The organism is Flavobacterium sp. FlaQc-52 (assembly GCF_044007495.1).
GTDB classification, from domain to species: Bacteria; Bacteroidota; Bacteroidia; order Flavobacteriales; family Flavobacteriaceae; genus Flavobacterium; species Flavobacterium cupriresistens.
In genome coordinates this window covers 189,566-202,216 of the sequence record NZ_JBIPCV010000002.1, presented here as the reverse complement: position 1 = coordinate 202,216, position 12,651 = coordinate 189,566, and the positions used below count along the sequence as shown (strand labels likewise).

At 35.2% G+C, this 12,651-nt stretch carries 12 protein-coding genes; 2 read left to right on the top strand and 10 right to left on the bottom strand.

The window, feature by feature from the left end:
• Window positions 1-94 precede the first annotated feature (94 nt).
• Genes ACHRV5_RS04605 through ACHRV5_RS04595 form a run of 3 tightly spaced genes read right to left on the bottom strand, consistent with a single transcriptional unit; the run spans window position 95 to window position 1,849 of the window.
• Entirely contained in the window at window positions 95-523 is a 429-nt protein-coding gene (locus tag ACHRV5_RS04605; RefSeq protein ID WP_395425941.1) for a hypothetical protein, read from the bottom strand.
• Window positions 524-568: 45 nt separating this feature from the next.
• A complete protein-coding gene (locus ACHRV5_RS04600) occupies window positions 569-1,072 on the bottom strand; it encodes a hypothetical protein (protein ID WP_047778761.1) in 504 nt (167 codons plus the stop codon).
• A 12-nt stretch (window positions 1,073-1,084) separates the two neighbouring features.
• Entirely contained in the window at window positions 1,085-1,849 is a 765-nt protein-coding gene (locus ACHRV5_RS04595) for an MBL fold metallo-hydrolase (protein WP_395425940.1), read from the bottom strand.
• A gap of 90 nt (window positions 1,850-1,939) precedes the next feature.
• On the opposite strand from ACHRV5_RS04595, the gene ACHRV5_RS04590 reads away from it, so the two are divergent.
• Window positions 1,940-3,400, top strand: a complete 1,461-nt coding sequence (locus tag ACHRV5_RS04590) for a TonB-dependent receptor (protein ID WP_047778763.1) — start codon at window positions 1,940-1,942, stop codon at window positions 3,398-3,400.
• Window positions 3,401-3,544: 144 nt separating this feature from the next.
• On the opposite strand, the gene bcp is transcribed toward ACHRV5_RS04590, so the two are convergent.
• The gene (gene bcp / locus ACHRV5_RS04585; protein ID WP_395425939.1) at window positions 3,545-3,997 is read right to left on the bottom strand and encodes a thioredoxin-dependent thiol peroxidase; all 453 of its coding nucleotides are present in this window, start codon (window positions 3,995-3,997) and stop codon (window positions 3,545-3,547) included.
• Between the two features lie 188 nt (window positions 3,998-4,185).
• Here bcp and nth point away from each other — a divergent pair, with 188 nt between their 5' ends.
• Window positions 4,186-4,845 carry an endonuclease III domain-containing protein gene (gene nth, locus ACHRV5_RS04580; protein ID WP_395425938.1) on the top strand — a complete coding sequence of 220 codons (660 nt, stop codon included), beginning with the start codon at window positions 4,186-4,188 and terminating at the stop codon, window positions 4,843-4,845.
• Window positions 4,846-5,192: 347 nt separating this feature from the next.
• Here nth and ACHRV5_RS04575 read toward each other — a convergent pair whose 3' ends face one another.
• The 6 genes from ACHRV5_RS04575 to ACHRV5_RS04550 form a co-directional block, all read right to left on the bottom strand.
• Window positions 5,193-6,254 carry a tetratricopeptide repeat protein gene (locus ACHRV5_RS04575; RefSeq protein ID WP_395425937.1) on the bottom strand — a complete coding sequence of 354 codons (1,062 nt, stop codon included), beginning with the start codon at window positions 6,252-6,254 and terminating at the stop codon, window positions 5,193-5,195.
• Between the two features lie 1,065 nt (window positions 6,255-7,319).
• Window positions 7,320-7,463, bottom strand: coding sequence for a hypothetical protein (locus ACHRV5_RS04570; protein ID WP_165579396.1), 144 nt, complete (start codon window positions 7,461-7,463; stop codon window positions 7,320-7,322).
• Window positions 7,464-7,515: 52 nt separating this feature from the next.
• Window positions 7,516-8,100 carry an RNA polymerase sigma factor gene (locus tag ACHRV5_RS04565; RefSeq protein WP_047778768.1) on the bottom strand — a complete coding sequence of 195 codons (585 nt, stop codon included), beginning with the start codon at window positions 8,098-8,100 and terminating at the stop codon, window positions 7,516-7,518.
• A gap of 331 nt (window positions 8,101-8,431) precedes the next feature.
• Window positions 8,432-9,190, bottom strand: coding sequence for a family 16 glycosylhydrolase (locus ACHRV5_RS04560; RefSeq protein WP_395425936.1), 759 nt, complete (start codon window positions 9,188-9,190; stop codon window positions 8,432-8,434).
• A 124-nt stretch (window positions 9,191-9,314) separates the two neighbouring features.
• Entirely contained in the window at window positions 9,315-10,970 is a 1,656-nt protein-coding gene (locus tag ACHRV5_RS04555; protein ID WP_395425935.1) for a family 16 glycosylhydrolase, read from the bottom strand.
• Between the two features lie 56 nt (window positions 10,971-11,026).
• Window positions 11,027-12,640 carry a hypothetical protein gene (locus tag ACHRV5_RS04550; RefSeq protein ID WP_395425934.1) on the bottom strand — a complete coding sequence of 538 codons (1,614 nt, stop codon included), beginning with the start codon at window positions 12,638-12,640 and terminating at the stop codon, window positions 11,027-11,029.
• Between the last annotated feature and the right edge of the window lie 11 nt (window positions 12,641-12,651).

Genomic DNA, 12,651 nt, shown 5'->3' with positions numbered 1-12,651 from the left:
TAAAAAAGTGAGATCTAATTTGGCATCCACCATCTTACATCTCACTTTTTACAAATTTGGAATTTGGAATTTCAAAAATTTGGAATTTCCAAACCTATATCCCTGTATAAATAATTTTACCTGCTTTTTTCAGAACATATCCTTTCCATGGAATTAGCTCATAATCGCCCTTTGTCCAGGGCTCACCTTCTGATTTTCTTTCTAAGATAATGGTTTCGTTTTCTGTATTGTCCAGAAAAAGCTCTGCTTTATCTCCTTCAAAAATTACGTAGGCAACTGTCGAATATGTTTTTCCATCTTCGGCGTGAGCCAACTGTGTTCCAACTTCAAAAAGACGTACACATTCTTTCTTAACAATTGACCAGGTATAACCGGCAGAGCCTTTACATCCATGAGCGTCACTATCGCCACCAACCACTCTTGGTTTTGGTTCTTCTTGTACTGGTTTGGCTTCCTGAGCAACTTTCTTATTGCAAGAAAAAGAAAGTGTGATAATAACTGCGAATAAAAATAGTTTTTTCATAATTTCATTGTTTTAAATTACTACATATCAAAGCATTATCATTCTTTATTTTTGATACAGCAAAGATTGATTTACTTCAAATGTAATACTTTCGTCAGTATTAACAAAGTATTTTAATAAGACTTCTCCCCACAATTCACCATTACTGTAATCCGCAATAATCCATCTGTGGTTCAGGATTTTAATTTTATTGATGATAAACTTTTTACCTTCAATTTTATCCTGTCCGGTATATGGATTCCCGTTTGGATTCGAATTCAGGTCTAATAATTTTTCAGTCACAACCGGAATCAATTTTTCATATTGAATAATTTTTCCGCCTGTAGCACTGTTATCAAAGTAGTTTTGAGCATTTTCATTACGCTCCAAAGAAAAATAATCTGATTCAGATAGTTTTGTCGAAACCAAACTGATACTGTCTCTGAGCTTTTTAGTAGTCTTCTCGTATCTTTCCTGCTCAAATTTCACTTCGCGACTATAAAACATATAAGTAAAAACATTCATTAATATCGCCAGGATAAAAAGATAAAGCATTAAGGATTTTTTCATTTTGTAATATAATTAAATTGTAATTTCTAAATTATCGTAAGCCAGAAAAACGTTTTTAGGCAGTAGTTTTTGCACTTCTTCGTGAAAACCTAAAACATGACTGATATGCGTCAAATAAGCCACTTCAGGTTTTACTAAATCAATAAAATCTAAAGCTTCCTGCAAGTTAAAATGGGTGTCATGCGGTTCAACGCGCAAAGCATTCACCACCAAAACTTTCAGATTTTTAAGTTTCTCTATTTCAATATCTTCTATCGTCTTTACATCGGTCAGATAAGCAAAATCATCGATTCGATAGCCAAAAACCTGTAAATCACCGTGCATTACATTTACCGGAATTGCCATTTTATCCCCAATAGCAAAAGGTTCATTGTTTTTTACTTCAATGGTTCTGACACTTGGAGCGCCGGGATATTTGTTTACGGTTTCAAAAACGTACTCAAAACGACGTCTTAAATTGTCTATAACACGCTGATGCGCATAAACCGGAATTTCGCCTTGCCTGAAATTAAACGGACGAATGTCGTCTAATCCCGCAGTGTGATCCGCATGTTCGTGCGTAAATAGGATTGCATCGAGTTTTCTGCAGCCGCAAGTAAGCATTTGTTGCCTGAAATCAGGTCCGCAATCTACCACATACGAATGTTCGCCCCAAGTGATCCAAATGGACACTCGAAGTCTTTTATCCTTAGCATCAGTGCTTTTACAAACAGGATGATCAACCCCAATAATTGGGATGCCTTGAGAAGTGCCGGTACCTAAAAAATTGATCTTCAATTGAACTTATTTTTTTTACAAAAATAGGATTATTTCTCTTTCATTAGAAGCCTAATTTGCTAACTTTGTAACAAATCTATTTAAAATAAAATGGGTACAGAAATAAAACTCAAAGGTGACAAGGTCATCGAACAGATTCCTTCTATAAAAGACAAAGCTTTACGCATTAATTTAAACGAGAATATTTACGGGACATTTGCTGAAATCGGTGCTGGACAAGAAACCGTTAGACACTTTTTCAGATCCGGAGGTTCATCGGGAACAATTGCAAAAGCAATGTCTGCCTATGACAAAGATTTTAGTGATGCGGTTTACGGAATTGAAAGTGATGGAAGATATGTGACGGAAAACCGTCTGAAAAAAATGCTGACTTTTGAAGGGGAGCTTATTGAAGAGCGTTTGAGCCGTGAAAAACATCCAAACAAACTTTTCTTTAGTTATGCGAATACCGTTGCAACTATTGATTTTGCAAAACAATTTAAAGGTCATGGTTGGGTTGGAATCCGATATCAAATTGAGCCGGACGAAGCTTACAACGAAATTATTCTACACATTCGTTTTAAAGAAACCGATGCCAGACTACAACAGGAAACACTTGGTATTTTAGGGGTAAACTTAATCTACGGTGCTTTTTACAAATACAATGATCCAAAACGATTACTTCGTTATTTATACGATCACTTAGACAAAGATCAATTAGAAATTGACACGATTAACTTCTCAGGACCTCGTTTTGCTGATGTTGACAATCGTTTGATGAGTTTACAATTGGTTAAAAACGGAATGACTGATGCGGTAATGTTCAATCCTGAAGGAAAAAACATCTTACCAGCTGCTATTTTATACAAAAAGAACCTTTTAGCTTTAAGAGGAAGTTTTCGTCCCGTTACAAAAGTTAACATGGACATGTATGAGAAGTCATTAAAAATGTTTCTCGAAGAAAACAAAGTTGACAAAGACAATACTTTGGTGGTTTTTGAAATCACACTTTCAAATTTACGTTCAGATGGTGAAATTGACGAGCGTGACTTTATGGACAGAGCCGAACTACTTTGTTCGCTAGGTCAGACAGTTATGATTTCGAATTTCCAGGAATATTATAAGGTTGTTGAATATTTTGCAAACTATACCAAAGCACGTATGGGATTGGCAATGGGTGTTAACAATTTAGTTGATATTTTTGATGAGAAATATTACCGTCATTTAAGTGGAGGAATTCTCGAAGCTTTCGGAAAATTATTCTACCGAGATATGAAAGTATTCTTATATCCGATGTTAGATGAAAACGGAACTCTAATGAATTCAACGAACTTAAAAGTACATCCACGAATGAAAGAATTGTACAAATTCTTTAAATTCAACGGAAAAGTGGTTGATGTCGTTGGTTACGATCCACATAATTTGGAAGTTTTCTCTCGCGAGGTTCTAAAAATGATCAATCAAGGAAAAACCGGCTGGGAACATATGTTACCTCCAGGTATCGCCGAAATCATAAAAGAACACCATCTTTTTGGTTACCATCCGGAGAAAGAGCTGAATCAGACAAATTAAAAAAAATCCCCTTAGAAGAAATTCATTCTTTTTAAGGGGATTTTTTTTTAGTATTCAGTCGCAGTACTCAGTTTTCAGTCTCAGTTTTCAGTCTCAGTTTTATACTGAACGCTGAGACTGAGACTAAATACTGAGACTGGGTACTTATTTCAAAATCTGCGCTGCGTGTTCTTTTGTTTTTACTTTTTCGATTACTTCGTCGATGATACCATTTTCGTTTATTACAAAAGTAGTTCTGTGGATTCCATCATACTCTCTTCCCATGAATTTTTTAGGTCCCCAAACACCAAAAGCATTGATTACCGATTTATCTTCATCGGCAATTAGTGGAAAAGGAAATTCATATTTATCTTTAAATTTCCCTTGTGCTTTCTGACTGTCTGCACTTACACCTAAAAGCTCATAATTATTGGCTTTAAAACGCTCGAAATTATCTCTTAAATCACAAGCTTCTGCCGTACAACCCGGTGTACTAGCTTTGGGATAAAAGAAAACCACTAATTTCTTACCCGCATAATCCGCCAATTTATGCACTTTTCTATCCTGATCTGCTCCCGAAAATTGCGGCGCCTTATCTCCTTTTTGTAGTGTTGTCATATCTTGTTTATTGTTTACTATCGTTCTGTGAAAATGCGAAATGCCAAATGTTTGATGTGAAATATGTTTGTACGATCTGAAATTTTCAATTTTATTAATTTTAACTTCTCAGAATACGCATTTTACATTTCACTATACACATTTCACTAATAAAATTATGCTATTTTTACGGGACTAAAATTACGGAAATGAATAAAGAAGCTCGCGTACAATTTGTTATAAATACGTTAAAAGAACTCTATCCTACTATACCAATTCCTCTTGATCACAAAGATCCTTATACTTTATTGATTGCTGTTTTACTGTCAGCGCAATGTACAGATGTGCGGGTGAATCAAATTACACCTTTACTTTTTGCAAAAGCGGATAATCCGTATGACATGATTAAAATGTCGGTGGAAGAAATCAAAGAAATCATCCGCCCTTGTGGATTATCGCCAATGAAATCGAAAGGGATTCATGGTTTATCACACATATTAATTGACAAACATGACGGAAAAGTTCCGCAAAGTTTTGAAGCACTTGAAGAATTACCGGCTGTCGGTCATAAAACGGCAAGTGTAGTCATGTCACAGGCTTTTGGAGTTCCGGCATTTCCGGTTGACACGCACATACACCGATTGATGTACAGATGGAACCTTACTAATGGAAAAAATGTAGTGCAAACCGAAAAAGATGCTAAAAGATTATTTCCAAGAGAAATATGGAATGATCTGCATCTTCAGATTATTTGGTACGGACGTGAGTACTCCCCTGCACGTGGCTGGAGTTCAGAAAAAGATATTATCACCCGAACCATTGGGAAAAAGTCTATTATCGAGGAGATGAATAAAAAATTACAAGTTTAACCGCTAAGTTCGCGAGGGTTTCGCAAGGTTCGCAAAGTTTAATTATAACATTGCAACTCCTTTTTAATTTTATACCTAATTTTTTTCACGCAGATTTAGCAGATTGCGCAGATTTTTTTTCAAGAGTTAAAGAAGATCCGCTTAATCTGCTAAATCTGCGTGAAAAAGAAAATCTTTACGAGCCTTGCGTTTATTTTTTTAATCTTAAAGTAAAAGCAAAGTTAACGTAAAGGTTTTAAAATAAACATGGATTTTGCTGTTTGGAATTTAATTCCCCTTATAACAAATACCGATACCTATTCTAAAACCTTTACCTTTTTGTACCTCTGAACCTTCAAACTTATTCCCTACATCCCTCCTTTCAAAGAATTATACTCATTGGTCATATCCAGTGATTTATAAACTCCCAAAAGTGTTTTTGTAACGGACGTATTTTTAGGTTCAATAAGAAGTGCTTTTTTAAGATAAGGTATAGCACTTCTGGTTATATCATCTTTTTTAGCATTTAGCTTATCATACTTTTGCATTTCTGCTGCGCTGGTACCTAAAGTCGCAATCTCGTCTGCCAATACCTTTTTTAATTCCAATTTCAAATATGCCAGATTGATATACGCATCTATATTGTTAGGATCTAACTCCAAAACATTATTATAGATTACTTCTGCTTTGGCGAAATCCTTTTTTTCCAGATAGGCATAAGCCAAATTCTTATTGACTTCTGTTTTCTTGGATGGAATAGACTCCGTTCTTGGTTTTTCGTAAAGCCCGGCCTGAATAGCTGATTCTCTTGCTTTCGGTGAAATAAAAGTATCTTCTTCTTTTGTTTTTTTATTTGTAGCGAAATAAAGGATTCCTTTTCCTGAAAACTTAATCTTTTTTAACTGTTCATAATATTTTATGGCTAAGTCATAATCTTCTCCGTTTATAGAAGCTGCGGCCGCGTTATATAAGTTCAAAGTATCTTTTTTATCAAACAAATAAACCTCGTAACTCTTTTTTGCACTTTCTTTGAAATTACCAGTTTTAAAATCATTCATCGCGCCGTTAACGAGATTCGATTTCATTTGTTTTAATGCGGCATTCGCTTTTATACTGGATTTGTATTTACCGGATTCGTTTTCGTATAACAAAACATCCTGATAAGCTTGCGAGGCCAGAGTGAAGTTATTGGCTGCATCTATATTTTTGGTCGCTAAATCCTTTAATACATTTCCTTTTAAAAAGTAAAAATCAGATTTGTCTTCATCGGATGCATTAAGAATAAGATACTCGGTTTTATTCAAAATCGTAATCGCATCTTGGGAATTACCTTTTTCAAAAATAGATTGGGCTTCTTTTATTTGTGCATTTTGTGCATGCGCACCAACATTTACCAGTAGTATGGATACTATTATAAATTTTATTTTCATTGGAGATTAAGTTTGATTTTTAAAATAGATTTTGGGCCTAATTTTGCGACCAATTTTTAGCAGTAAGCCAGCTTAAAAAATTACCATTAGAATATTTTAAACAAAATATCCTTTATGATTCCAGACAAAACGAAGGTTTCTCAATGTCCGGTGGCTTTCTTTTAAGCAAAATTGTGTCTTCCTTTTAATATCCTCTCGTGGATTCAAAAGTGTATCAAACTAAAAAATTAAAAAGGGTAGTTTTTTATCATACTGAGCATTTTACAGGTTAAACATATCGCATTACTTCTTTATCATAATTATAGAAAAAATATCATTTTAACAATATTTAAGCTATAAATATTTTTTAATCAATAAATTATTAAAAAGAATTTATTTTTAACTAAAATAAAATTAAAAACTGAATGCACAAATAAAATACGGGCAATTTTTTAACTAAAATATAACATTTTAGTTAAAATAAGTAATAACTTATGATTTACCACGCATAAGAAAGTATTTTACTATAAGAATAGTATTGAATTACATTTTTGATCCTATTTGAACATTTTGTTCTTTTTAAAAAGGCGAATGGATCAAACTTTAAAATTATGGAGTTTGTGCGAGCTCTTCGGCTTTGCTCAGAGTGCTCTTCGACTTCGCTCAGAGTGCTCTTCGACTTCGCTCAGAGTGACAGGCTTATTGGTTTTAACAAACCTTTGTTTTTTTGTTGGGAATGATAAAATTATTTAATCCATTGCTTGTTTTTGTTTTGCCACAGATTAAAAAGATTAAATAATCTGTGAGAATCACTTTAATCTGTGGCAAAAAAACAATTCGTGACAATTGGTGCAATTCGTAGCAAAAAGATCACCCCTTAATTGGCTTATTCTTTCTACAGGTAAAACTAATTCAAGTTTTGCAGTTTCCAAAAACTTGAAACCTGAAACCTGAAACCTTAAACTTAAAACCTGAAACAAACAGAAAAACTCACTAGCTGTACTTACATACCTATAGTGAGCTTTCAACCAAACGACCAGTTGGTTTTTCTTTTTAAAATATATCCCGTTAAAAGTACCGGGCAGTTTAATTCGCTATTATCTCAAAACTTTTGCCTTCCACTTTCACAACAGAAAGTGCTTGTGAATAGCTTAATAAAAAAGAAACAACTTCTTTTCTAGGTTTTAGGTCTTTAGAAGCTAACGCTTTTTTAGAGTAAATTTTCGCCATACTATTAAAATGATTTGTTTTATAGTATAACGAACTAATACTCAAAATAGTATTAGTTGGTTAAAATAATTTGATGTTTGTCAATTATTTTTCTCAAATTCATTAATGCATAACGCATTCTTCCTAATGCGGTATTGATACTTACCCCTGTAAGTTCTGAGATTTCTTTAAAACTCATGTCTTGATACATGCGCATTACCAAAACCTCTTTTTGATCTTCAGGAAGCTCCTCGATTATCTTTTTCAAATCTACCTCAACCTGATCAAAGATCATTTTGTTTTCGATTGTCAAAGAGTTGTCCGACATTACAGAGAAGATAGAAAACTCTTCTGTTTCTCTGTACATGGGCATTTTTTTGGTTTTACGAAAATGATCTACAATTAGGTTATGCGAAATACGCATTACCCAAGGCAGAAATTTTCCTTCTTCATTATAGGAATTACTTTTAAGGGTTTTGATTACCTTAATAAAAGTATCTTGAAAAATATCATTTGAAATATCTCTATCAGCGATCTTCGAATATATAAAACCATATATCTTAGATTCGTGTCTTTTTATTAGTGTCGCCAAGGCAGTTTCGTTGCCTTCGATATAATTTTTTACTAATAGAGCGTCTGGAATATGCAGATCAACCATAATACTACTTTTTTAGTTTCTGTTTAAAATTTGGAGTAATTTTTTCTAAAAAGTAATTTTATGTAATAGGCGGATCTTTTTTTGTGAGTTATGTTAATATTCTGTTCAAATTTAACAAATTATTATTCTAAAAAGCAAATTAGAGCGACAATTAATTAATAATAAAAAGGGCACTATTGCAAATTAAAAGTAATTTTTCGGTGCAAAGTGCTTAAAATCACCAAATAACAGCGACTTCTTTAACAATTTAAAATGAAGAATAACAAGTTAAAACATTCAGTACAAACAAGTTATCCTTCATTTTTTTGTACTATTTATAGTACTTATATTGCTATTGATAAACACGAATATAATCGATATAGTACTTTTGAGGCAATATACTATCATCAACCTCAGGCCCTCCAAAGTTACCTCCGATCGCTAAATTGACAATTATATAAAAGGGCTTATCAAAAGGCCAGGTATTTTCATCTTTTACCTTAGGGTCGAAAGTATAAACTAAAGAAGTGTCTACAAAAAAATCAATTTTATCTTTAGACCATTCTATTGCGTATACATGGAACCCTTCTTCAATATTAGGAAATTCCGTTCTTTTGGTATTGATTGTATTCCCATGACTGTCTTGTGTATGCAGAGTTGTATACACCATATGAGGATCTCTTCCGATATATTCTAAAATATCAATTTCTCCTGTTTTTGGCCATTTTACCTCATCAATATTAGCGCCCAACATCCAAAATGCCGGCCATAAACCGTGACCTACAGGCAATTTTGCTCTCGCTTCTATTCTGCCATATTTAAATTCTTTTTTCCTTTTGGTTGTAATTTTAGTTGACGTATACTTATTTCCTTCTTTTCTGGCTTCAATAATCAGATTTCCGTCTTTTATTTCATGGTTTGTCTTGGTATAAATCTGTCTTTCATTATTACCATAACCACACAAATCCGGACAGCCGTCTCCCAGTTCAAAATTCCAAAAGGTCTCGTTTATTTTCTTTTTGTTAAAATTTTCTTCCCAGATGAGTTTTCTGTTTGTCTGCTGTGCAAAACAAAAGTTGCTCATTAATACCAACACGATTATTTTTTTCATACATATGTTTTAAATTTCTACAATTAAGAAGGTCAGCCTGCAACTGACCTTCTTCTTTTATTCTTACTACTCAACTCGTTATTATTGTTTTAAATCACATCCAACGGATTACTTTATTGATACTCTATTGATACACTCTCACATAATCAATCTCCATAGCCGACTGTGTAAAGGCAGAATCAATCGCACCTCCGAAGGTTCCTCCCATCGCAACATTCAAAATCAGGAAGAAATCCTTATTGAATGGCAAAGTGGCATCATTCGGAACAGAGTGAATCAATTCTGTGTCAACGTAAATTTTTACCGATGCAGGTGACCAAATCGCTTTATATACATGGAACTCTGTGGATACATTAGGAATGGTTTTAGATCCCGTATTCGCATTTCCTCCGGAACGTCCGGGATAATGGAGTGTTCCGTGTATCAGGTTTTGACTGTTTCCAACATGTTCCATAATATCTATCTCGCCACATGCCGGCCATGCATTTGTAGCATAATTGGCACCCAGCATCCAGATGGCAGGCCAGGTTCCTCCTCCTATTGGAAGTTTGGCGCGAACCTCAACTTTACCATACGTAAAATCAAATTTTCCTTCTGATTTTAAACGTGCCGAGGAATAATTGAATCCGCCTGAGGCTTCTTTTTTAGCAGTGATTTTTAAGTTTCCTCCTTGTACTACTACATTTGATGCGGCATTGGTATAATTTTGTTTTTCGCTATTTCCCCATCCGTTATCGCCATTTCCTAAGTCATAAACCCATTTGGAAGGATCCGGTGCTCCATCCGTATTAAACTCATCAAACCAAACTAAATTGGTGTAATCTGTAGTTGGATTTTGATTGGGCGGTGTTGTGGTAAAGGTATGATACCAGGCCAATGCTGTGTTGCCTCCCATTACGGCTCTAACCGTCATTCTGTTTTCGGTTATTGATAAAATCTCGTAAGAACTTTGTCCAATATAGTACCCCATAAAACCTCCATCAGAGAAATTCAGCATCGTTCCTCTGGTTTGCTCGGCATGTTTTGGGTTTTTCATCACTACCGATTCTGAAGGACCTAGTAAAACCGATTTAATTCCGCTCGCATCGTACGCCAAACAAGCATCAGAACCGGAACTTCCGCCACCGATAGCTTCGAAAGCAGCGTTAAAGAATGTAGCTCCGCCGTTGTCTAACTGATATTTTAGCTGTCCATCTACTAAAGAGAAAGTCAATACGTTTTCGTATAAACAGCTGCTCGTTGGCGAGCCCGCTTTTTCAAAAGGAGTGGCTTTGTAGTAATCCGGAATCCAGTTTTTATCGACATTGTCATCATTTGGACCTACACCCAAATGCCCTACTTCTGCTGCGGCCCAATACCATTTTTTAGAAGTTCCTGCTGTTAAGAACTGTACAGCTTGCTCGTCTTTGAAATCACTAAAAACCTCAACCTCCATTGTTATATTGGTTGCGACACCACCTCTTCCATAAGCAATAACAGTAACCGTGTATTTATTAATTCCGGTGGTGTTGAATCTCTTTTCAGAAATTCCATTCGGCGAATTTTCCGAGCCACCATCACTAAATACGTATTTATACGAAATAACCTTATCTGCAGTGGCTTTAAAATTAACTTTTCCTGATCCGTCACCATAAGGCATCTCGGCCGTCTTACCTACTATCTCAGCGGTTATCTTAAGATTTGTTGGCGTGTCTATTGCCCCAAACGCATAATCTTCTTTTTGACAACTTATTGCCAGTAGTGCAAAAAGGAACACGAAGTATTTAATATATTTTTTCATTTCGATTTTTTTATAAAATGTAAATTCACTTTAAATGAATCAATAAGATTTACTTTCTATTTATGAAAATAAACGTTATCAATATAAACAGTATGACTTCCGGCAGGCTTTCCTGAATAGATCAACTGTGCAATATGCCCTCGGGTAGTTAATCCTGTAAAGTCACTGAGAGGAATATCCAGACTCACCCAGCCTCCCTGTACAGGTGCCGTAAACTTAATTTCGTGTTCAACATCATCACTTCCTGCTCCGTTATAAACGCCATTTGCTCCAAAATCGACTAGTTTTATTCTAAATTCTGTAAAATCAGAAGACCATACATCTACGTGAAAATGTGTCATTGCAGTGGCATCAATTGGTGCAACAGGTTCAACACCTACGAAATCTAAATCTGCGTATTTTTTTACTGCATTTCCACTAATGGCGGTCTCTTCCAATACAGCACTTGACCATGAAGTTCTCCAGGTACTCATTGGTATATTGGTATACGCATCACTAAACAATGAAATAACGTCTCCGGCTGCTTTTGTTGGTGTTGGAGCGGGGGTTAAACTCGTACCTTCTTTATAAAAATAAATATTATCTATAAAAACCGTTCCTTGTGCCCAAGGTGTTCCAACCAATTTCAATTGGAAAATATTGGTCACGATGAATCCATCTTGACTTGTAAAGGCCGAAATCGGAATGTCTATACTAGTCCATTGATTTGCAGTAAGATTTTTTACAACCGGTCTTTCTTTACCTGCTGTATTGATTAAAGAAGTTTCAATTTTCTCTACATCAGCTGTCCAAACATCCATATGAATGTAATCCATACCGGAAACATCTATAGAAGTCCCCTCTGCTAATGCAATCCCTTGGTAACTCAGCTTGATATAATTCAGCATTTTATCGCCATTCAGATCAAACTCACTCCAACTACTACCCTGGCTTGCTTGTCCCCAATCCGGGAAATAATTGACTCCGGCAAGGTTAGTATATTTAGACCCATAAATCGAAATTACATCTCCGACTTGTCTGTTTGGAGGCGTTGGCGCTGATGCTGTCGGGTTTAGAATAAGGATCGCTTCAAACTGCTGTGTTTTTTCTGTAGTCTGAATTGCAGCACTTTTTGAAACAACTCGTATCGTATAAACTCCGGCTTGCTGATAGGTATAAGAAACAGGATCTCCATTGTTTGCCGAAACAGGGTCCGGTTTTCCTGCTTCTCCAAAATAAACATCGTAGAACAAAGCAAAATCGGCTGTTGCCTTAACGGTTACTTTTTTAGAGATAGCGATATCATTTGTAATAAGAACCACTAAATTTTCGGGAGCTCTGAAAGAAACTACCACTTCTTTGTCTACTGCGGTGATTTTTCCGTTAATTCCCATTGCGGTGATTTTAGCTTGATACACGCCTTCGGCATAGGTATGTACGATTCCTTCTCCGGGAGCTACATAAGCCGACTCGGCGCTACCATCCCCAAAATTGATTTTGTATTGCGTTGCACCTTCACCTTTCGGAACAAAAGTTACTTTACCGGTATTATCCTGCGTTACGGTCGTCAAAGCCGAAATATTTGCCGGCGCGCTAACTCCATCTAAATCAATTGTACCACCGTCATCGTTTGCACAACCTATAAGTGTGGCTAAAACGAAAAGACTTATAATAAAATGTATTTTTTTCATAATTACTTTTT

Coding starts and splice junctions, on each gene's coding strand:
- ACHRV5_RS04575 (WP_395425937.1), bottom strand. CDS start 6,254: ATGAAAATAAAATTTATAATAGTATCCATACTACTGGTAAATGTTGGT.
- ACHRV5_RS04550 (WP_395425934.1), bottom strand. CDS start 12,640: ATGAAAAAAATACATTTTATTATAAGTCTTTTCGTTTTAGCCACACTT.
- ACHRV5_RS04590 (WP_047778763.1), top strand. CDS start 1,940: ATGGGTACAGAAATAAAACTCAAAGGTGACAAGGTCATCGAACAGATT.
- nth (WP_395425938.1), top strand. CDS start 4,186: ATGAATAAAGAAGCTCGCGTACAATTTGTTATAAATACGTTAAAAGAA.
- ACHRV5_RS04605 (WP_395425941.1), bottom strand. CDS start 523: ATGAAAAAACTATTTTTATTCGCAGTTATTATCACACTTTCTTTTTCT.
- ACHRV5_RS04600 (WP_047778761.1), bottom strand. CDS start 1,072: ATGAAAAAATCCTTAATGCTTTATCTTTTTATCCTGGCGATATTAATG.
- ACHRV5_RS04565 (WP_047778768.1), bottom strand. CDS start 8,100: ATGGTTGATCTGCATATTCCAGACGCTCTATTAGTAAAAAATTATATC.
- bcp (WP_395425939.1), bottom strand. CDS start 3,997: ATGACAACACTACAAAAAGGAGATAAGGCGCCGCAATTTTCGGGAGCA.
- ACHRV5_RS04560 (WP_395425936.1), bottom strand. CDS start 9,190: ATGAAAAAAATAATCGTGTTGGTATTAATGAGCAACTTTTGTTTTGCA.
- ACHRV5_RS04570 (WP_165579396.1), bottom strand. CDS start 7,463: ATGGCGAAAATTTACTCTAAAAAAGCGTTAGCTTCTAAAGACCTAAAA.
- ACHRV5_RS04555 (WP_395425935.1), bottom strand. CDS start 10,970: ATGAAAAAATATATTAAATACTTCGTGTTCCTTTTTGCACTACTGGCA.